At 50.9% G+C, this 18,934-nt stretch carries 15 protein-coding genes and 1 tRNA gene; 8 read left to right on the top strand and 8 right to left on the bottom strand.

Going from position 1 to position 18,934, the window contains the following annotated elements:
- Window positions 1-1,365, bottom strand: a 1,365-nt coding sequence (locus tag NTV65_09590; protein ID MCX6115445.1) for a glycosyltransferase family 39 protein, incomplete at its 3' end; no start/stop codon positions are given.
- 262 nt (window positions 1,366-1,627) lie between these two features.
- On the opposite strand from NTV65_09590, the gene NTV65_09585 reads away from it, so the two are divergent.
- Window positions 1,628-2,074, top strand: coding sequence for a hypothetical protein (locus NTV65_09585; GenBank protein ID MCX6115444.1), 447 nt, complete (start codon window positions 1,628-1,630; stop codon window positions 2,072-2,074).
- A gap of 54 nt (window positions 2,075-2,128) precedes the next feature.
- Here the strand turns inward: NTV65_09585 and NTV65_09580 are convergent, their stop codons facing one another.
- From NTV65_09580 to NTV65_09565, 4 genes are all read right to left on the bottom strand, one after another.
- Window positions 2,129-3,826, bottom strand: a complete 1,698-nt coding sequence (locus NTV65_09580) for a 2-isopropylmalate synthase (GenBank protein MCX6115443.1) — start codon at window positions 3,824-3,826, stop codon at window positions 2,129-2,131.
- Window positions 3,827-4,093: 267 nt separating this feature from the next.
- On the bottom strand, window positions 4,094-5,425 hold the full coding sequence (locus NTV65_09575) for a DUF1329 domain-containing protein (GenBank protein ID MCX6115442.1): 1,332 nt from the start codon (window positions 5,423-5,425) through the stop codon (window positions 4,094-4,096).
- Window positions 5,426-5,448: 23 nt separating this feature from the next.
- Window positions 5,449-6,033: an NADH-quinone oxidoreductase subunit I gene (locus tag NTV65_09570; protein MCX6115441.1), complete on the bottom strand. Its 585-nt coding sequence runs from the start codon at window positions 6,031-6,033 to the stop codon at window positions 5,449-5,451.
- Window positions 6,034-6,051: 18 nt separating this feature from the next.
- The gene (locus NTV65_09565) at window positions 6,052-6,951 is read right to left on the bottom strand and encodes a methylenetetrahydrofolate reductase (protein ID MCX6115440.1); all 900 of its coding nucleotides are present in this window, start codon (window positions 6,949-6,951) and stop codon (window positions 6,052-6,054) included.
- Window positions 6,952-7,340: 389 nt separating this feature from the next.
- On the opposite strand from NTV65_09565, the gene NTV65_09560 reads away from it, so the two are divergent.
- Together NTV65_09560 and NTV65_09555 are read left to right on the top strand one after the other, a co-directional pair.
- Window positions 7,341-7,952 (top strand): DsbA family protein, encoded by a 612-nt coding sequence (locus tag NTV65_09560; protein ID MCX6115439.1) that lies wholly within the window; start codon window positions 7,341-7,343, stop codon window positions 7,950-7,952.
- A 22-nt stretch (window positions 7,953-7,974) separates the two neighbouring features.
- Entirely contained in the window at window positions 7,975-8,808 is an 834-nt protein-coding gene (locus tag NTV65_09555) for an RsmE family RNA methyltransferase (GenBank protein MCX6115438.1), read from the top strand.
- Between the two features lie 2 nt (window positions 8,809-8,810).
- Here the strand turns inward: NTV65_09555 and alr are convergent, their stop codons facing one another.
- Window positions 8,811-9,953 carry an alanine racemase gene (gene alr / locus NTV65_09550; protein MCX6115437.1) on the bottom strand — a complete coding sequence of 381 codons (1,143 nt, stop codon included), beginning with the start codon at window positions 9,951-9,953 and terminating at the stop codon, window positions 8,811-8,813.
- Window positions 9,954-10,129: 176 nt separating this feature from the next.
- Here alr and NTV65_09545 point away from each other — a divergent pair, with 176 nt between their 5' ends.
- From NTV65_09545 to NTV65_09530, 4 genes are all read left to right on the top strand, one after another.
- Window positions 10,130-13,243 carry a transglycosylase domain-containing protein gene (locus NTV65_09545; protein MCX6115436.1) on the top strand — a complete coding sequence of 1,038 codons (3,114 nt, stop codon included), beginning with the start codon at window positions 10,130-10,132 and terminating at the stop codon, window positions 13,241-13,243.
- Window positions 13,244-13,337: 94 nt separating this feature from the next.
- A tRNA-Phe gene (locus NTV65_09540) sits at window positions 13,338-13,410 on the top strand.
- Window positions 13,411-13,527: 117 nt separating this feature from the next.
- The gene (locus NTV65_09535; protein ID MCX6115435.1) at window positions 13,528-14,211 is read left to right on the top strand and encodes a hypothetical protein; all 684 of its coding nucleotides are present in this window, start codon (window positions 13,528-13,530) and stop codon (window positions 14,209-14,211) included.
- A 72-nt stretch (window positions 14,212-14,283) separates the two neighbouring features.
- Window positions 14,284-14,985 (top strand): hypothetical protein, encoded by a 702-nt coding sequence (locus tag NTV65_09530; GenBank protein MCX6115434.1) that lies wholly within the window; start codon window positions 14,284-14,286, stop codon window positions 14,983-14,985.
- 4 nt (window positions 14,986-14,989) lie between these two features.
- Here NTV65_09530 and NTV65_09525 read toward each other — a convergent pair whose 3' ends face one another.
- Together NTV65_09525 and kdsB are read right to left on the bottom strand one after the other, a co-directional pair.
- Window positions 14,990-15,649 carry a histidine phosphatase family protein gene (locus tag NTV65_09525; protein ID MCX6115433.1) on the bottom strand — a complete coding sequence of 220 codons (660 nt, stop codon included), beginning with the start codon at window positions 15,647-15,649 and terminating at the stop codon, window positions 14,990-14,992.
- Entirely contained in the window at window positions 15,646-16,431 is a 786-nt protein-coding gene (gene kdsB, locus NTV65_09520; GenBank protein ID MCX6115432.1) for a 3-deoxy-manno-octulosonate cytidylyltransferase, read from the bottom strand. The genes NTV65_09525 and kdsB overlap by 4 nt, the downstream gene beginning before the upstream one ends.
- Before the next feature lie 362 nt (window positions 16,432-16,793).
- Between kdsB and NTV65_09515 the strand changes: the two genes are divergently transcribed.
- Window positions 16,794-18,934: patatin-like phospholipase family protein (locus NTV65_09515; GenBank protein MCX6115431.1), on the top strand; the 2,141-nt coding region annotated here is incomplete at its 3' end.

Raw genomic sequence — 18,934 nt, 5'->3', positions numbered from 1 at the left:
GCCGGGATCTACGAGCAAGAGGTAGGCTACAACCACTATCGTTATAATAGAAGCCGCTAACCTTGAGATCGCCGTACCACCAGCAACACTTTTAACGCCCCGCAACATCCATAACAAAGCTCCGACCGAGCAGATAATTATACCGATCTTAAACGGGGTAAGGGTCTCCTGCAGCGACCCTGTAAATCTAATCGTATCTGACGAGAACGGGACGAGAAGGATAAACGCTATGCCTAGCAAGATAAGGGCCGTAAGCACAGACATCGCTACGTAGATCCAGCGCAAAAGTTGTTCGCTCTTAGGAAGCCACGCTTGTACTGAAGAGGCTGCCAGAAAAGCTATAAATGGATAGGCGGGAAGCAGGTAGATGCCGCGCTTGCTTGAGGGGATACAGAAAAATAAGATGATAGATAGCACAGCAATAAGTGAGAAACGAACTAGCTCGCTCGCCTTACTCCACCGATCTTTCAGGCCGGATACGCTGAGCAAGGTTCTATTCCAGCCCCGCACGCAAGCAAGAGCCCAGGCAAGGGACCACGGCAAAAACCCCACCATAAGCGCACCGAAGAGATAAGGCACCGAGTGCTTGTGTGGCTCATCGTGCATGCTACTGGTAAACCTTTCTACGTTCTCGTATCGAACCTTTACTATGAACTCCTCCCCCCACTGCAGATAAGCCGCTATGTACCAGAGAGAAACAACTGTAATAACCGGAATAGATATTAGCAGCTCATCGAGAGCTAGCTTTGCAAGAGCTTTTCTCGACCATCCATATTTAGTTACGCAATAAACTGAAAAGATTATAAAGGGCAGAACTATTCCAACTGGACCCTTTGTTAGCACAGCACAGGTGAGCAAGAAGATAGCTACCAGCGGAGCGCCGCGCCGTCCCCGCTCCTCCCAAACAAAGAGCGCAAGTAATGCACCCGCAAAACTCATCGATAATATCGTATCAACTCGGCAGGTTGATGCAGCTCTGAACCACTCCGGACTACAGAGCAGAAGCAACGACGAAAGTAACGCAGTTGCTAGCGAGACGCGCGCAGCCAAGAAGAGCTGGAACATGGCTGTAAAGACAACAAATGCAATGGCAGAGGGGAGCCTTGACGTAGCTTCTGAAACATCTCCAAATGGCAGAGAAACGATAGCGCTTAGCCAGTGTGAGAACGGCGGCTTTGCTGGCACCTCAGCGTTGTATGATGGCGGTAATAGCCATTGCCCCGTATCAAGCATGGCCTGTGCAACGAGCGCCTCTCGTGGTTCACCACGGGTATAGAACGCCCTATCGAGCCAGGGAAATGAGAGTAGGACAGAGATCAGAACAACACACCATAAAGCCTTAGATCTACTGAGCTGCTGTTCCATATCACCACCCCCCTTATAATACTAGGTGCTAGGATAGTCCGTAGACGTGCTGCATAAAAGCCCCAACCTATGAATAATCTTGGGTTTCTCGTATTAGCTCGGTGCTCTACTAAGGCTATATCGGGGTCATTCTAGAGTAAGTGATTGAAGCCATAACGAAAGCCTCTGCATCTATACCGAGTACCCTGGATGCGACCTGCCAGTGAGCCCGGTAACGTGCTAAGGCGTGGTCGCGACCATCTCTGAGAAAGGAGCAGCCCAAATGATAACGACAGATAGAGAGAGACGCGCAGATCAAAAGAAGACGATCGAAAAGTTGCTCAATGATGAGCAGGTTCTCGTGCACGTCAATCCGCAATGCCAGGGCCTCACTATTCCGAGCCACCTATGTGGAAACAGAACCGTCACGCTGCGACTAAGCAGGTTCTTTAAAGGCGCGCTCTCTACCGATGACCAGAAGATCTCGGCGGAGCTGCTCTTCGGCCCTGATTATTTCTCATGCACTATTCCATGGAATAGCATCTGGGGAGCATCTTCAGTCAGAGGTGAGGAACATATCTGGGCCGAAGCAGCGCCGGATGAGATCCTCGAGATGGTGCTCGCCCAGCAGGAGGAGAAACGTGCCTACTCCCGTCAGGGCTCAGAGAGCTCTCGCCTACTCACCAGCACTACCCGTCCAAACCCAGGACACCTTCGTCGCGTGAAGTAGCCTGCTACTGCACAGCGCGCGCCTTCATATTTAACCGCCCCATTCAGGTGTTACTTACGGTACCGTTCTATTCAGTGCTGAGATTAGCGCCTTAACGCCTGCCACCTCGGTGCTCGTATCGATTCCTACCCCAAAACGGGTCACTCCGTTACATGCGACCTGAACATACGCAACTGCTGAAGCGGCAGAGCCTGCTGCGAGCGAATGCTCGGAGAACGAGATAACGCTCACCTCTTTACCTAACTTTTGGAGTGCGTCAACCGCGGCATCTATTGGCCCATTTCCTGCGCCCTCCTGTTCAATTAGATGCTTGTTTATATACAGCGCAAGGTTGACCTTAGTTCCGCAAGCATCTTCATGTTGTGCTAGATGCTTAAAGGAGCAGTACTCAAATACTCCAGTACGGTGCACAAACGCCTCTTCAAACAACTTCTTCATCAACTCAGACGTAATGGAGGTTCCGTGCTTATCGCACCAACTCTGAACGACGCTTGAAACCTCGCTCTCCATCTCTTTAGGAATCTTAAATCCAAGCTCAGTTTCAAGAACGTATGCTATCCCGTTTTTTCCTGACTGTGAGTTGATTATGATCGGAGCGTACGATCTTCCGACATCCTCAAAATCGATCGGCAGATATGCCACATTCCACAACGGCTCCTGAGTTATGGCCCGCTGCTCTAGGCACCTTTTAATCGCTGTCTGATGGGTACCTGAATATGCAATCGGAGATGCATCGCCCCCGTAAGGATGGCGATCTGGCACCTTCTGACCTGTGCAGCGCTCGTATACCTCACGTACCTTTGGCAGATCCTTAAGGTTGATGCCAGGATCAACGCCCTGAGTAAATAGATTCAGCGCAAGAATAACGAGATCAACATTGCCTGCCCGCTCCCCGTTGCCAAAAAGGGTGCCCTCTATCCGTTCTGCGCCAGCCATAAGAGCCAGCTCCGAGGCGGCAACCGCTGTGCCGCGATCGTTGTGTGGATGAACGCTTAATATTACGGAGTCCCTTCGTTTCAGGTATCGAGAGATCCACTCAACCTGATCGGCGAATATATTAGGAGTACTCATCTCAACTGTGGCGGGCAGGTTGATAATTAATTTATGCTCCGGTGTGGGTTCCCATGCTTCAATTACCGCGTTGCAAATATCACGCGCAAAATCCCGCTCAGTTCCAGTAAAGCTTTCCGGCGAGTACTGATACTGCACAGGGGTGCTGTGGTAATCAGAGAGCCTTCTAACTAAGCGCGCCGCATCAACAGCGCGTTCCATAGTTTCATCCTTCGACATCTTATAGACGATCTCTCGTTGTACTTTTGAGGTGGAGTTGTAGACATGTACGATTGTTTCTGGCCCACCACGAATCGACTCAAAGGTTTTTAGCACCAGATCTTCTCGTGTTGCTGTCAGGACCTGTGGCTTAACCCCCGCTGGAATCAGCCGCTCTTCAATCAGGGTTCGCGCAAACTCATGCTCAACAACCGACGCCGCTGGATACCCTATCTCAATCTGCTTAAAGCCTATCGAGACCAGCATGCGATAGAACTCCAACTTCTGCTCGGCGGTCATCGGGTCGCGAAGGGCTTGATTGCCATCTCTCAGATCAACGCTGCACCATGCCGGGGCTTTAAGGATAAGTTGATCGGGCCAGGTACGGTCAGGCAATCGAACGTCAAAGCGTTCCTGATATCCCTGATATTTGCCGTTTGGGGGCATCCCCTTTTCGTTACTTAGGTCCTGTGAAGCGCTCATATCTCTCCTATCAGTACAAAATACCCCGCCCCTTTATGTTAAAGGGGTAACGCTACGGCGCGTCGTTTTTGAGAGCTACAGAGATGAGCGGAAAGATTAGTGTGCTAAAGAACCAACCGCCCCATCCGGGCTGCTGGCTCTCTGCGGGAATTAACGCAAAGCCGAGCAACCCTGACGAAGCAGACTAAGGAGTCCGAGCTTAGGAAGGTTGTTTCGCAATGCAGCAATCATCCAAACAGTGTACCTAAATGGCGAAGATAAGCAAGCTTATTTGGATGCTACCGTTGCTTTAAAAGCAACAGGATCAAAATCCCCCAGGTTGAATCCTGCTACGATCGCATTACATAACTGCACGCTCTGCGCAGCTAGCACCCCATATCCAGCGCCGTTCGGGCTGACTATAACCTCTCCCACTGGCCATGGAACAACATCCTGCTTGACCGAGATAAAGCCAAGAACACCCATAACAAACTTGCGCAGCTTGCCATCCTGGCCCCATACGACCTTGTAGGCCGGCAGGTATGTGTCTGCGTCTATATATATAGTCTGCCTGGCATCCAGCGAGAAAGCATCCAGCGCGGCGTATTCAATCCGCCAGACCTCTCTAGGCACCATACGCACGTTTGTTGGAATCCAGCTCGGATACTTAGGGAACCTGTGTGAATCACCGTTTAACTGCAAGGCTGAACGATTAAAATCCACCTCGACACACGCTCCTCCGTTTTTTACAACGGCGCGCTCTGTGGCGTTTATGAATGGCACGAGTAGCGAGATGCGAGTTGCCGATAACGGCTCGATATTCTCTACCTTACCGGACCAAACCATAAGATCATCTAGAGAGAATGCGCCGCTAAAAAGCTCATCAGAGCGATTGCTACCAGTTAGTTGGCGAACCTGCTGAATAAGCGCAGACGCTGCCCAAAGATAATCCTCGGTTGCGCCAAGAAACCGAAATGAGAGTCGCCCCAACCCCTTAACAACCTCCGGAGATTGCAAAGATATCTTCTCACGAAATAGTGGCTTTAATGTACCAACGGAGGTTCCAAGTGCGGCTGGATAGATACGATCAAAGATAAATTTAGTTTGGTGCCCATCTACACTTGGACCGCGAAATATCGAGAACGCCAACTTCGATGAAAAGGCTCGCTGACTCCAAAATACCGCGGCTGCGTTCCATAGCACCTGATATGCCTGTCCACGCTTATTATCCTCGGATTGCGCGAGCGCTTGCGCTGAAAACAACGGCGCAACAACTGCGAGGGGTGCCCCCTGCAGCTCTCCGTTCGGCAGCACCTGAAGGTTCGCCTGATCTGGGGCTACCTGCGCATTTGCAGATGGAAGCTTTGGCTTTGCAACCTCAAGCACTAACTCACTACGCCCAACGATCTCGGCTAATTCAGGGGGAAGAAGTGCTCGGTAACTATCGAGGTTAACCTCGTTGACGATTATGCCACTCTTAGTTGCGCCAGTTAATTCTGGAATCGGGCCTATGCCCTCTGGTAAAGGGACCGGCTCTCCATACGCAATGGAACACCAACATGCAAGCGTTACAAGAAGAGCAAAACAGTCAAAGGCCCGGTTGTGGAAAGCTAACTTCATACCACGCAGCCTCGATAAATAGGCTATAGAACTACCTTCTCAAACTCCTGCATGCGCTTCATATGCATATCATAGAGGCGTTGCGGCCCCTCTTTATCAAGGATACGGGAGCGATTCATGAGGGTCTCCTGATCTTCAATAAAGAGGTGAGGATCTGGGGGATAGATCTCGGGATGAATTCCTGTATCCATACGGATCGCATCTACCGGGCAGGCCTCAACACAGAAGCCGCAATAGATACAGAGCAACGTATCGATCTCGTAACGCCTCGGAAGCTTTTCAATACTTGGATCTGAGTGCTCGCTCGCTTCTATATATATGCACCGTGCGGGACACGCCGTAGCGCAGAGGAAGCACGAGGTGCACTTAACATCCCCATTGTCGTGGAGGGTAAGGCGATGACGACCACGATACCTCTCTGGGTATGGTCTGCGCATATTTGGATACTGGATTGCGACCCCTGCAGCTAGCTCTGTTTTCACACCAACGGCATGCAGGGTATGCAACCATAAATTATGGAAGAGCTTTCCAAAGGTGACTTTAAGACCCTTGGCGATCTCGACTACGTAGATCCGCTCAAGGAAGGTCATCTCTTCACGACGCTTCATACGACATACCTCACCTTACTAATTGCGACTCCATGAGACTAACCTCTGCACCAACTCTATAGCAAGTAAAGGTGCGCCTCCACTAATAACGTGAAACCCCCGTACAGAGTCCTTAACCCGCGCCGCTATCTCCATCGCTACCTCAAGCGAGAATTCGGCAACCTCCGACTCCTCAATAGTTCTAACCCGCTCTAGAATAGTATCTGCTACCTTAATACCAGGAACTTTAGCGATGCCTTCAAAGGCCCGAGCTGATTTAAATGGCATCAGCCCAACGAAGATATCAATTCCTAACGGCTTGGCTGCTTCAAAAAATGCCTGTGCCTGATCGATATCGAAAACGGGCTGACTGAGCGCATAAACAGCGCCAGCATCCCTTTTACGAGCAAGTCGTTTGAGCTCCACAGCATGATTACGCGCATTGGGATTAACCACAACGCCAGCAACGTAATCAGGTTTGCCTTTAAGCTCTACGCCTGCCATGTCGCTGCCATCCCTAAGGGTAGAGATAATATTAAGCAGACCGATCGAGTTAACTTCGAATACACCCTTAGCCTCGGGCATATCCCCAACCGTTACGGCATCGCCCGTTAAGGCCACGATCGAACGTACTCCAAGCGACCAGGCTCCAAGCAGGTCCGATTGCATGGCGATAACATTTCGATCTCGACAGGAAAGGTTAACGAGCGGCTCGATTCCAAAGCGCTGCTTGAAGAGCGCGCCAAAGATAAGCCCAGAGAGCTTCATCTTTGCTAACGCAGAGTCGGTCACATTAACGAAATCTATGCCGTCAACCCCTACATAGCGTTGCAGCACGGCCTCGACATCGGTTCCGCGTGGGGGATTAATCTCAATACAGATCAGGGGTCGTTTGACCTCGCCTTGACCTGTTAGTAATTGCTCTATGCCTTGGCCCATCTATTTTTATCCGCTCCAGCCCTAATATAAGATGCAGGCTAGCGTGTTTTAAGGCCCACATTGCGAGGCGAAAACAAGCTAACTATATGAACTAATTACACCATAACTAGGATAGTCGCTACCTGATATCGATCTTTTTTAACGTGGCTATCTCCCTTGTTATCCTTAAGAACTGTCAAGATAACCTTGCAAACCGAGAGAAATACTATTACCTTCTCAACACGTTAGATGGTCTATAACCACACCTCGGGCGGCTACCATGCCGATGCGCCTCAAGGAGAGGTTGCTGCGCTTCATTGAATCGCGCTCCCCCTCCCGAAAAGCACATCAAATCGATGCCCCCGATAGGCGTACGGATTAACAAGTTTTTCATTTTGTGAAGTGAGCTTATGACAGTGAATGTTGAGGTATTTTATTCGTTCCAGAGCCCTTACTCTTACCTTGCTATGGACCCGATCTACGATATCCAGGCCAAGTATGATGTAGAGCTATTGTGGCAGCCCTTTTCAGCTAAGGCTGCTGGGCAGCCCCTTCCTCAGACAGGAGTCCTCCCAGACAAGCTCTCATACCTCTTTGAGGACACAAAGCGCTTGGCAGAGGAGCGCAATCTCGCACTCGTATATCCAGAGAACTGGCCAGAGGTTGAGCATGATCCAGGACGCCTTACCCGTGGCGCGCTTATAGCGAACGATCTCGGTGTACTGCTTGAATACAACATCAAGGTATTTAACAAGTGGTGGGGCCTCGGTGAGAATCCAAATGAGGATTCCTTCATGAATGAGCTCTGCGACGATCTTGATATCGATCTAGGTGACTTTCTCAGCAAAGTATCCTCCTCCGACACAAGGGAGCGCGTAAAGGGTATCTACAAGCGTGGTCGCAAACTTGGTGTCTTCGATACACCGACCTTCGTACTTGAGAGCGGCGAGCGTATCGTTGGATACGACAAGATGGCATATCTTGCCTCACGTCTTGATAAGCTCGGCCTTCGCAAGAAGTAAGCGAGGACTTCGGAAAAATCCCATGACGTCAGATGTGCGCAAAGAATCTGTGCACAGAAGCGGTGTTAAAAGAGGCCCTCGCCTCTTTGTTGATGCTCTATGCCCGCATGGAATAGAGATCCTGCACCAGCAGATTGAACTCTCTCAAGAGAACACACACTACCTAAGGGACGTGCTGCGCTTAAAGGATGGCGACCATCTTGAGTTAGGGGACCCTGACTCTGGGGCCATCTTTAGCGCTGTGATCCTCTCCACTACCTCTGCAGTGACGGTTCTAATTAAAGAGGCCTTGCCCGATACTCAGCTATTACAACAGCCCATAGTGCTGCTCTTTGCTCTCTGTAAGGGACAGAAAAACGAGCTAGTATGCGACTGGGCTACCGAGCTCGGCTGCTCTAGTATTATCTTCTGGCAGGCTGAGCGCAGCGTCGTAAGACTTAAAGATGAGAGGGAGCTTTCAGCAAAAGCTGCTCGCCTTACAAAGATAGCTCAAGCAGCCGCTCAACAGAGTAAGCAATCCCGCCCACCACAGATACATGTTGTGCGATCTCTTAGTGCGGCAGCGGCGCTTAATGCGGCAACGGAGATTAGTGCGGCAGCGCAGACCCTTCAATCAAACTCAGTCGGCCTTAAGCTATATTGCTCACTCTCACCAGACGCCGCTCCAGTCCATGCCTTACTTTCAACGCTAAATAACAGTGTAGCTACCGCCATCGTTATAGGACCAGAGGGAGATCTTAGCCCAGAGGAAGAGACGCTACTTAAATCCTCCGGCTGGCTACCTATCTCGCTTGGTAAAAGCACCCTTAGATCTGAGCTGGCCGCGCTGACCGCTATCGTAGCGGTTAGAGGATAACTCTACCCCACAAAAACCCGCGGAATACGTTGATTAAGGTTCACCAGGAGCTCGTACTCACTGAGACCACCGGCGTGGGCTAGCTCTGCTACGGTAATGTGCTCCGCTCCCTGGCTACCTATCAGAACAACTTCATCCCCGTTGTAAGCCTCGCCACTACCGATATCCACCATCAATTGGTCCATACAGATAGCGCCAACGATAGGAGATCGTTTTCCACGGATAATCACCTGCGCGCAATTAGATAAAGCCCGCATATATCCGTCGCCGTATCCGAGCGGAATCGTTACCACTCGGGTGTCTGCTGGCGCATACCAACTGTGTCCATAACTCACCCCAGCACCCTTCTGTACAACCTTAAAAAAAACAACCTGACTCTTAAGGCTTAATACCGGCTGTAGGGGCAGGAGCGGCTCAAACTCACGATTTGGATAGACCCCGTAAAGCGAGATCCCTGGCCGCACCATATCTAGATGACTCTCGTGCAGCGCCATCAGGCCCCCCGAAGCAGCGATATGTCTTAGGAATGGCGCTGGCGCACATTTTTCAAAGTAGCGTAGCGCCTCAAGGAAACGCTCCAGTTGTAGCCGCGTAAGGGAGAGGTCATTAAGCTTAACATCCGCAAAATGAGAGTACACACCAACGATATCGCAATGCTTCGCCTTTAGGGCCGCATCAAAGATGGTCTGTGATGAATAGTAATGCACCCCTATCCTCTCAAGCCCCGTATCGATCTTGAGGTGCACCCGTGCCCTGCGACCCAAACGAGCCGCGGTTAGATCGATCTGCTCTAACTTACTAACCGAGGATGCCGTAACATCAACGTCGTTATTTATGTAGAGATCGAGTTGATCCTTAAGCAGCCCACCAAAAACAAGGATAGGGATCTTAATGCCAAATTGACGCAGCTCGACCGCCTCCTCGATATACGCCACCCCCAGGGAATAGGCCCCCACACTCTCAAGCGTTCTGGCAGTAACTTCAAGCCCGTGCCCATATCCATTTGATTTAACGACCGCCATGACCTTTGCTGAACCAACCAAAGATTGAATTGCATGCAGGTTACCTCGCAGCGCATTAAGAGAGACCTCGGCGTAGGTAGGTCGATGAAACAGCTGTTGAGTGTGTTCGGGAGGGAGAGACATAATTATGACTATAAACTATACTGCACCGAGTGACCAACCGATTTGACCCATCTAACCCCCCGGAGCTTGGCGCTCACGAGGGCCCCCTTGATGAGGGAGCGCCTAATAACGAGGTTTATCGCCCTATCACGGGCCAAATCAGGCTACCAACCAGAATACGCGCCCTTGGAAGAGCCGTGCTAAAACGGAGCATTAAATACTCCCTATTAGCATCTCCATTTTTGATCGCGCTGCTTATTGCCCTGGTGTACGAGTTACGGAGCTCCTATTGGCAATCGATCTATCTGACCAGGGTTGCAGCTGAGACTACTTATAAAGTTGCGAGTGGTGCTAACCCAACTCCGTGGTTCCCGAAGTTTGGGCCCTACGACGAGCGTCTTGGATACACACGTATTCCACGCATCATAGATAATCTTATTAGAAATGGGTTTGTGATTACATCTCAGACCCGACCTTCGCAGCGTTTCATGAATCTTGCTCGCGATGGAATATATCCGCCCTACCGCGAAAAAACTCGTGCCGGAATTACGATCCTAGATAAGAACGATACCACTATCTACTCAGCCTATCGCCCCGAGCGTACCTACGAGAGCTTCGATGTTATACCGGATCTAGTTACTCGCTCGCTGCTGCACATCGAGAATCGAGAGATCCTTAACCCCTCATATCCAACTAAAAATCCAGCTATAGAGTGGGATCGATTGGGGCTGGCCGTTCTTGAGAAGTTAAAGCAGATCATCTATCCCGACCTCAACGCTCCGGGTGGCAGCACGATCGCCACGCAGCTTGAAAAATATCGCCATTCTAATCATGGGCGCACTTCAGGGGTACTCGATAAATTCAATCAGATGTTCTCGGCAAGTCTGCGCGCCTATATGTATGGGCGTGATACCTTAAAAAGACGACGAATGATCGTACTTCAGTACATTAATTCAATCCCATTAGCTGCGCTCAGAGGTTACGGCGAGGTCAGTGGACTTGGAGATGGTTTGTGGGCCTGGTACGGCCTCGATTTTGAATCGACGAATCAGAGGCTCAAAAAGCTTAGTCAGCTTGGCCCTAACGAAGACCCAACACCGTATGCAGAGAGCTACAAGCAGATGCTCAGTCTCTTTATTGCGCACCGACGTCCGAGCTTTTACCTAATCAACGGCCTTAAAGATCTTAATACTCTGACCAATACCCACCTCGATATTTTAGCTAACAATAATATTATTTCAAAAAAGCTGCGGGACGCCTGTATCTCTATCCCGCTAACCTTACAGCGCGCCGCACCAAAGGCAAAACCGGTCTCGTTTGTGCAACGTAAAGCAGCTAATGCTATTCGAACCCGCCTGCTTGAGCTGATGAACTACCCACAGCTCTATGACCTGGACCAAGCCGATGTAATCGTGAAGAGCACCATGGATAATGAGGCTAACGAGGGGGTATCAAACGTACTAATTCAGATTAAGGACGCAGAGAGTGTTAAAAAGTTCGGTCTTAGCGGAGCCAGGAACCTAGACAAAGGCGACCCCTCTAAGGTGATTTATAGCGTAACGCTCTATGAAAGGGTGGGAAATGCTAACCTGTTAAGGGTCCAAACGGATAACTTCGATAATCCATTTAGTATCAACGAGGGCACCCGCCTAGACCTTGGTTCAACTGCGAAACTTCGTACCATTACCACCTACCTTGAGATCATCGGCGAGCTATTTGATCGCTATTCTAAAATGAGCCCCTCTGATTTGAAGCAGATCTCGCGACGAGATCTTGATCCTATCTCAATCTTCGTGCTTGTGCAGTTTATCAAGAACCCAAAGCTCACTCTATCATCACTCCTAACGCTTGCCTTACAGCGTCGTTACTCAGCAAGCCCCTATGAAACCTTCTTTACCGGTGGGGGCCTGCATACGTTCGAGAACTTCAAGCACGAGGATGATGCTAAAAATCTGACCATACAGCAGGCCTTGACCCACTCAATAAATCTGCCATTTATTAGACTTATGCGCGACCTCTCCCGTTACTATATCGCTCGTATGGGTTTAAGGCTTACGGGTAACAAGGCGGACAAAAAAAATTCGCTGCGGTTACATTTTCTCAAGAAGTTTGCGGACAGGGAGGGCAGCTATTTCCTGCGGCGGTTCTATGAAAATCACCGCGGTAAGCCCAGCAAGGAGCTACTAAACGGGCTGATCAAGGGTACAAGGACCTCTGCGCGCCATGCGGCCGTGATGTTCCGCTACGTTCGGCCCGAGGCTTCGGTAGATACTATGGCGGCTTTTCTTAAAGAGGTTCTTGCTAGCACAAACATCTCCCTCGAACTGATTGATAAATGGTACCGAGAGTTTAAACCTGGCAAATTCAATCTTAATGACCAGGGCTTTCTGGCGCGCATACATCCCCTTGAGCTGTGGCTAGTAAAATATCTACAGGACACCCCTGAAGCAACTTTAGAATCTGCGCTAGCCGCCAGTAGTAACGAGCGGCAACAGGTATATGAGTGGCTATTTAAAACTCCGCGCGTCAAAGCTCAGGATAGTCGCATTCGAACGTTGCAGGAGGTCGAATCGTTCCTTGAGATCCACAAACAGTGGCACAAGATGGGTTACCCATTTAATTCTATGGTTCCCTCACTCGCCTCTGCTATCGGTAGCTCTGGAGACAGGCCGGTAGCGCTGGCAGAGCTGGTTGGAATTATCCTCAATGACGGGATGCGTTATCCCCTCGTGCGGCTTGATGAACTTAAGCTCGCCTCTGAAACACCCTACGAAACTAATCTGCGCAGGGTTGATAATAAGACGGCCGGAGAACGGGTTCTCAAACCTGAGATTGCTCAAGCCCTACGCGGCGCGATGCGCTCCGTGGTAGAGTCCGGAACGGCGCGTAGGGTTTTCCACTCCTTTGCCCGTTCGGATGGCCAGTTTTATACGATCGGGGGCAAAACCGGCACCGGAGACCACCGCTACGAGACCTTCGGAGCGGGGGGACAGCTACTCTCTTCACGCGTTGTTAATCGTACCGCGACCTTTGCATTTTATATCGGAGAGAGTTTCTTTGGAGTGGTCTCGGCGCATGTGCCGGGAGTTGAGGCGGCTAAATTTGATTTTACAAGCGCCTTGGCAGCCGAGCTACTAAAAACGGTCAGCGGCTCGCTGATTCCGTTGATAGAGGCCTCCAGAACTGGGCTTACTACCACCTTCGCAGAGGTAAAAAAGGAGGATCTTGAGGTTGAAGGCCCCCCGGCGGCTCCGAACGCACCCAGCAGCCCTAAAGCTGGGCCTGGTAACATCTTGGCCCCTCCGACATAAGGGCCTCGGATTATCCGCTTTATCCTGCTGATTACCCTAGATCTCTTGTCATTACCCCTACAGCATGATACCCAATAAGCTCTGTTCTCTATAAGCCCAGGTAGCTCAGTTGGTAGAGCAGCGGATTGAAAATCCGCGTGTCGCTGGTTCGATCCCGGCCTTGGGCACTCCCTTCCCCCCCCCTTCTGTTCACCTCCAGCTCCCCCTCCTCCTGTTCCGCAAGCAACTTATCTTCCTGCCGATCCGAACAGCTCTTAAGAAAAACTATCTTAGGAGGACCTCAGATGATTACCACCACTAATCTAAGTTCGGACCAAATCTATACCAACACAGAGAGCTTAAACCCTGCGGAGATAGAAACAGTAGCCCCGCAATCAGGGGTAGATAACGAACTCTCATCTACTCTAAAGATGATCGAGGCCTCACCACAGTCGGTGATTAGCCAGGATCTAAAACGACCGCTGATAATTTTGCAAAAGCTGATTGACTCACTGCGAGACCTTCTGCGGACTCCCGGATTTACTCTGCCTAGCCCTAAACCTCCAGGAGATATCAATATTATGCCTTACCCCCTACCTACCCCTAAGCCTCCCGGAGATATTCGACTCCCAATCACAGTGCCTATGCCTATCCCTCCAAGAAAACCGATCGAACAGGGTTCGGCGCTCGATCGCAGTGCTGGGTTTCTATGGAAACCAGAGTCGGACAAGAACCAGAAGCTAGCTATCCTTCTCCCTCCTAATTTAGCTGGAAAGGTGGCGGAGGTTATTGTCCTCTCACCTGATGGCAAACTCACCCTACAGCGTGGGAAGTACTCAGGGGTGGGCAACGGAGCTCGTGAGCACTACCGCTTCTCTAAGGCGGGGAGCGAGTTCCCAGATGGTTCGATAGTTGTCATCAAATTAAAGGATGGAACCACCAAACATATGGTTATCAACGAGACCAGCGCCCGACTTGAAAAGAAGTAATAACCATTCACCATGTTTTTATGTCTTACTCGTGCCTTCATTGCAAAAAGCATTATCTTAGGAGGATCTCAGATGATTACAGCAGCTAGTTCAAATTCCGACCAAACCTATGCCAGCATAGAGCCCTCGAATACTGCTGAAGCAGAAACAACGACGGCAACAGCTGCACCCGCCCCGACAGCAGAGCTGCAGGAGGAGCTCTCCTCCACGCTGCAACCGGCGGAGGACTCGCCAACAACTACTCAAGCATTGCCAAAGAATGTGGCCCAGATGCTGGCGCTAATAATGCAGATGATTACAATGATCTTGGAGCTTATAAAGCTTCGAGAAACACCGGCGGTAGACTTACCTGTAACACCACCACCGGATAATAGTACAGTCACTCCCCCTCCGTGCCCCGGTCCTACTCCTCCCGCTCCCCCTGAGGCCCCAGCCCCACCTGTTCGAAAACCGATCGAACAGGGCTCACCGCTCGGTCGTAGCACTGGTTTCCTATGGAAACCTGAATCGGATAAGGACAAGAAGCTGGCTATCCTTCTTCCTCCTGGCCTATCTGGACAGGTGGCGGAGGTTGTTATCCTCTCGCCTGATGGCAAGCGCACCCTGCAGCGTGGGCGCTACTCAGGAGTTGGAAATGGGGGTCGCGAGCACTACCGCTTCTCGAAGGCGGGGGATAAGTTCCCGGACGGGTCCATAGTTGTTATTAAATTAAAGGATGGAACCACCAAACACATGGTTATTAAGGAAACAAGCGCCCGGCTTGAAAAGAAGTAGCCATCTATATGAAAGATAGATCTGTGAAAGAGATAGCGGCGAGGAGAGGCGGCCCTACGTTCCAGCACACTGTGCTCCACGAATTGCCATCAAACAAGAGCACACACGAGGCTCCGGTGTTAACCTTACAACTATCCTGACCAGACTTATTTACAGCACCAACTATCCGCCCAAACTCTCGCAACCTGCCGTTACTAGTTACAACAACAGAGAGCCCTCCACCTGCGGCGAGCTCATTTAATAGATCTCGTGTCTGCTGCTCTAACTCACTAGCTGCTGGCATAAATGTAACGCCCTGCGGTCGCTCCCCATCTTGTTGCCAGCGGCGCAGGGCCTCAGTGCCTGACAGTGCGCTAATCTCATCGTTTGATAATCCGCCCCACGCCCCGTAATCGAGCTCTCTTAGTCTATCATCAACTGAGTAGGTTAACGCTGGTGCCGCTATCTTTATTAGATCCTCTGCAAAAACACGGGTACGCTTTAGGGGGCCAGCAATGATACGGGTAATTACCGGGCCTGCCTCGACTAAGGCCGCACCAACGGCGCGTGCCTGAGCGATCCCCTCCTCCGTAAGTGCGAGGTCTTCATTAGCCCCGACCATAACGACCTTCTCACCTTTGGCGAAGGTATTACCGTGGCGACAGAGGATTACCACGCTCTTCATACCAGCTCACCTTCGGCCTTGATGATATCTTCGCACCGTTTTACGTCCTGCGGATTATCAACTGACCACATCGTGCGACCCTGCATCGAAACCTCAACAACACGGATCGGAATTCCGTGTTCCAGCGCGCGCAGCTGCTCAAGTTGCTCTACCGCTTCGAATTGCCCCATAGGAAGCGAGATATAGCGCTTGAGAGACTCCGCGGTGTAGGCGTACACCCCGATATGTTGATAGATCGGGCTAGCACCATCTTGAGGAAATGATCGCACGAATGGGATTATCCCCTTTGAGAAATACATCGCATTCCTCTGTGTATTGAACGTGACTGTGGTGCCCGATACAACTCCAGCGCTCTTCATAGCAGACATGGCGTCGTATTGCTGTTTCGTAAGCCTTACGGCAGGGGTAGAGATCTGTACAGCTTTATCACGGGTCATCTCTGCGACCAGGGAACCGATAACCCATGGGGGCATCAACACAGCGTCCCCCTGCAGGTTGATAATGACGCGCGGCGACACCTTCAGATTTGTAACGGCCTCATACACCCGCTCAGAGCCGTTCTGACAGGAGTCGGAGGTCATGACGGCATCACCCCCAAAACTCTTCACGTGAGTAACGATCCGTTCGTCATCAGTTGCGACGACAACCTGGTCAACACCAGCGACCGACTTCCCGATCCGCCATACCCGCTCAAGTAAACTTATACCAGAGACAGGCGCTAACGGTTTCCCTGGGAATCGAGATGACCCGTAACGGGCCGGTATGACGATGATGGTTTCCATTAACTATTCACCCCAGTATAAACTTGTCGCTGGTTAAACGGATTTGGTCTCGCGGTTACCCCCTGGAAACACCCTTTCTTGACGTCCCCTAATCGGGGACGCTAATCTTGGGGTGAATAGCTACTATTTATCCCATATTATCCATCAATGATATCTTTGAACATGTTACGAGCGCTAGCGCAGATTTAACCTAATTCTGGGTTCATACTCGCAAGAACGGTCGATAGCTAACGCCTTTCGCCCATAGTCCTTCTATTGCTAAGGAACGCTAAGTTTGGCAGCCTCGATTTTGCACAACCTAACTCGGATGTGGCGTCCGTCGCCGTATGGTGTTTGGCCCAGGCTTACTTTCAGTACAATTCATGAATATAATTTCTACGACCGTTAAGCAGCGCGCCCGCCAACTCCTTTTCATTATGGGAGCTCTCCTTATTGCAACGCATGAAGTCTGCCCCTCTCTGGCCGAGGAAAGGCGGGAAAAAATCGGGCTGGTCTTGGCTGGAGGCGGGGCTCTCGGGATGGCTCACGTGGGCGTACTTAAGGTCCTGGAGGAAAATCGAGTCCCAATAGCGTATGTAGCAGGAACCAGCATGGGCTCTATTATTGGAGCAGCATTCGCCACGGGGCAACGAGTTGACGCGATGGAGCAACTACTTATTGAGAGCAATTGGGACGAGATCTTTTCAGATAGTGTTAATCGCGATGAACTATCCTATAGATCTAAAGCGGGAAGAAACCGAGAGATTTATGGCGACACGAAGATCTCCGTCAAGAATGGAAAGCTGATTACTCCTTTCGGTGTGGTTCAAGGCCAACGACTTCTACCGGTGCTGCAACGATTGTATGAAAACGGCCCCCCCTCCCCTGCCGATTTCAATGAATTCAGAATTCCCCTTCGAGTTGTCGCCGCAGATATAGAAACGGGTCAAGCGGTCGTCATTTCCAAGGGAGATGTAGCCACCGCTGTTCGCGCGAGCATGTCAGTCCCCGGGGTCTTTGCCCCAGTGGAAATAGACGGACGCCTTCTTGTAGACGGCGGTATCACCAACAACCTCCCGATGGATGTGGTGCGAGAGATGGGAGCAAGTCGACTTATCGTTGTGGAACTTAACGCTGACCTACAGAAGAGAGACTCCCTTAGCTCACCTCTGGCTATAGGTGGGCAGATCATCAGTATTCTTTTGGCGCAGAATTCTGCGATCCAAAAAAAAACGCTCACTAAGGAGGATATCCTCATCGAACCAAACCTTACGGGATATACCGCTGTCGATTTCGGTAAAGCAAAGGAGCTTATCGCCCTTGGGGAAGAGGCCGCTCGGAGGCTGATTCCGCAACTCAAACACCTAAGCGTCTCAGAAGCTGAGTACGCCAAATTCAAAGCTGCGCGTGAAGCCACTATCAAACAGACTACGGTCGAATTCGTCACAATTCATTGCGACAAGCATGGATCCAAGGAATTTCTAGATAAAGTTGTTACCACAAAACCCGGCGATATTCTTGACCGAAACGCGCTCGACGAAGAGGTAGAACGGATCTACAACACTGGAGATTACAGCTCTGTTCGCTATGACGTGGTTGAGAAAGACGGTAAGAGCGGCGTAGAGATCAACGCTAAGCGTAAGGAGTGGCTCGACGACTACTTCCGGTTCGGCGCGACCCTTCAGGATGATTTCAAGGGTGAGACGAACTACACCATGGGCGGTACCTACCGAATAAATGAGATCACCCCGCAAGGTGGTTGGTTTCAGGGCGAAGCGCTTATTGGTTTCTCGCCAAAATTCGCAGGTGAGTTCTATCAACCGATCTACTCCGGAAGCGACTATTTTGTCTCTCCACGCTTTGATATCTCGCGGCAAACCCTTTATCCGACCGAGGAGCAAGAGATCGTAGCGGTATACCAGCGTACACAGGAACTTGTGGGTGTAGGCTTTGGTCGGCGCCTGGGCAGCTCCGGCGAGATCACTGCCGAGTATCGTCGTGGCACCGGCAAGGCTACTCGGCACATCGGAGACCCGGATCTCCCGGATGCTGATTTTGAGATCGGAGAGGCCGCCGCCTCGTTAATCATCGACTCACAGGATAATCCGGATTTCCCAACTACTGGAATTATGAGTCGAGCTAGCTACAATTATTCTCAATCGGACCTCGGTAGTTCCGACAACTTCCAGCAGTTTAGCGGCGGTCTATCCAAACCTTTTACCAGTGGGCGTAATACACTTTTAATTAACGGAGATTACGGCACCACGCTCGGAGATCTTCCTCTGTATCGGTCGTGGGCATTTGGTGGCCTCTTCAACTTCTCTGGACTGTCCCAGAACTCATTAATAGCATCTGATTACCGGGTCGGCAGAGTTAACTTCTACCGGCGCTTTGATGAAGTGGGCAGCGCGCTTTTCGGCCTCGGGTTCTTTGCGGGCGGTTCGGTGGAGTACGGTTCCTTCTACAGCGATTCGTCCGCTATTGCTGACAACCCGGGGCTCTTCGGAGGCTCTACGTTCCTTGG

The organism is Pseudomonadota bacterium (assembly GCA_026390555.1).
In the GTDB taxonomy this organism is placed as follows: Bacteria; Bdellovibrionota_C; UBA2361; order UBA2361; family OMII01; genus OMII01.
The sequence above is the reverse complement of the archived record's forward strand: the minus strand, read 5'-3'. Positions and strand labels throughout refer to the sequence as shown.

What these genes read in the sequence shown, in the direction of transcription:
- NTV65_09585 (MCX6115444.1), top strand. Translation starts at nt 1,628, where the DNA reads ATGATAACGACAGATAGAGAGAGACGCGCAGATCAAAAGAAGACGATC.
- NTV65_09580 (MCX6115443.1), bottom strand. Translation starts at nt 3,826, where the DNA reads ATGAGCGCTTCACAGGACCTAAGTAACGAAAAGGGGATGCCCCCAAAC.
- NTV65_09575 (MCX6115442.1), bottom strand. Translation starts at nt 5,425, where the DNA reads ATGAAGTTAGCTTTCCACAACCGGGCCTTTGACTGTTTTGCTCTTCTT.
- NTV65_09570 (MCX6115441.1), bottom strand. Translation starts at nt 6,033, where the DNA reads ATGAAGCGTCGTGAAGAGATGACCTTCCTTGAGCGGATCTACGTAGTC.
- NTV65_09565 (MCX6115440.1), bottom strand. Translation starts at nt 6,951, where the DNA reads ATGGGCCAAGGCATAGAGCAATTACTAACAGGTCAAGGCGAGGTCAAA.
- NTV65_09560 (MCX6115439.1), top strand. Translation starts at nt 7,341, where the DNA reads ATGACAGTGAATGTTGAGGTATTTTATTCGTTCCAGAGCCCTTACTCT.
- NTV65_09555 (MCX6115438.1), top strand. Translation starts at nt 7,975, where the DNA reads ATGACGTCAGATGTGCGCAAAGAATCTGTGCACAGAAGCGGTGTTAAA.
- alr (MCX6115437.1), bottom strand. Translation starts at nt 9,953, where the DNA reads ATGTCTCTCCCTCCCGAACACACTCAACAGCTGTTTCATCGACCTACC.
- NTV65_09535 (MCX6115435.1), top strand. Translation starts at nt 13,528, where the DNA reads ATGATTACCACCACTAATCTAAGTTCGGACCAAATCTATACCAACACA.
- NTV65_09530 (MCX6115434.1), top strand. Translation starts at nt 14,284, where the DNA reads ATGATTACAGCAGCTAGTTCAAATTCCGACCAAACCTATGCCAGCATA.
- NTV65_09525 (MCX6115433.1), bottom strand. Translation starts at nt 15,649, where the DNA reads ATGAAGAGCGTGGTAATCCTCTGTCGCCACGGTAATACCTTCGCCAAA.
- kdsB (MCX6115432.1), bottom strand. Translation starts at nt 16,431, where the DNA reads ATGGAAACCATCATCGTCATACCGGCCCGTTACGGGTCATCTCGATTC.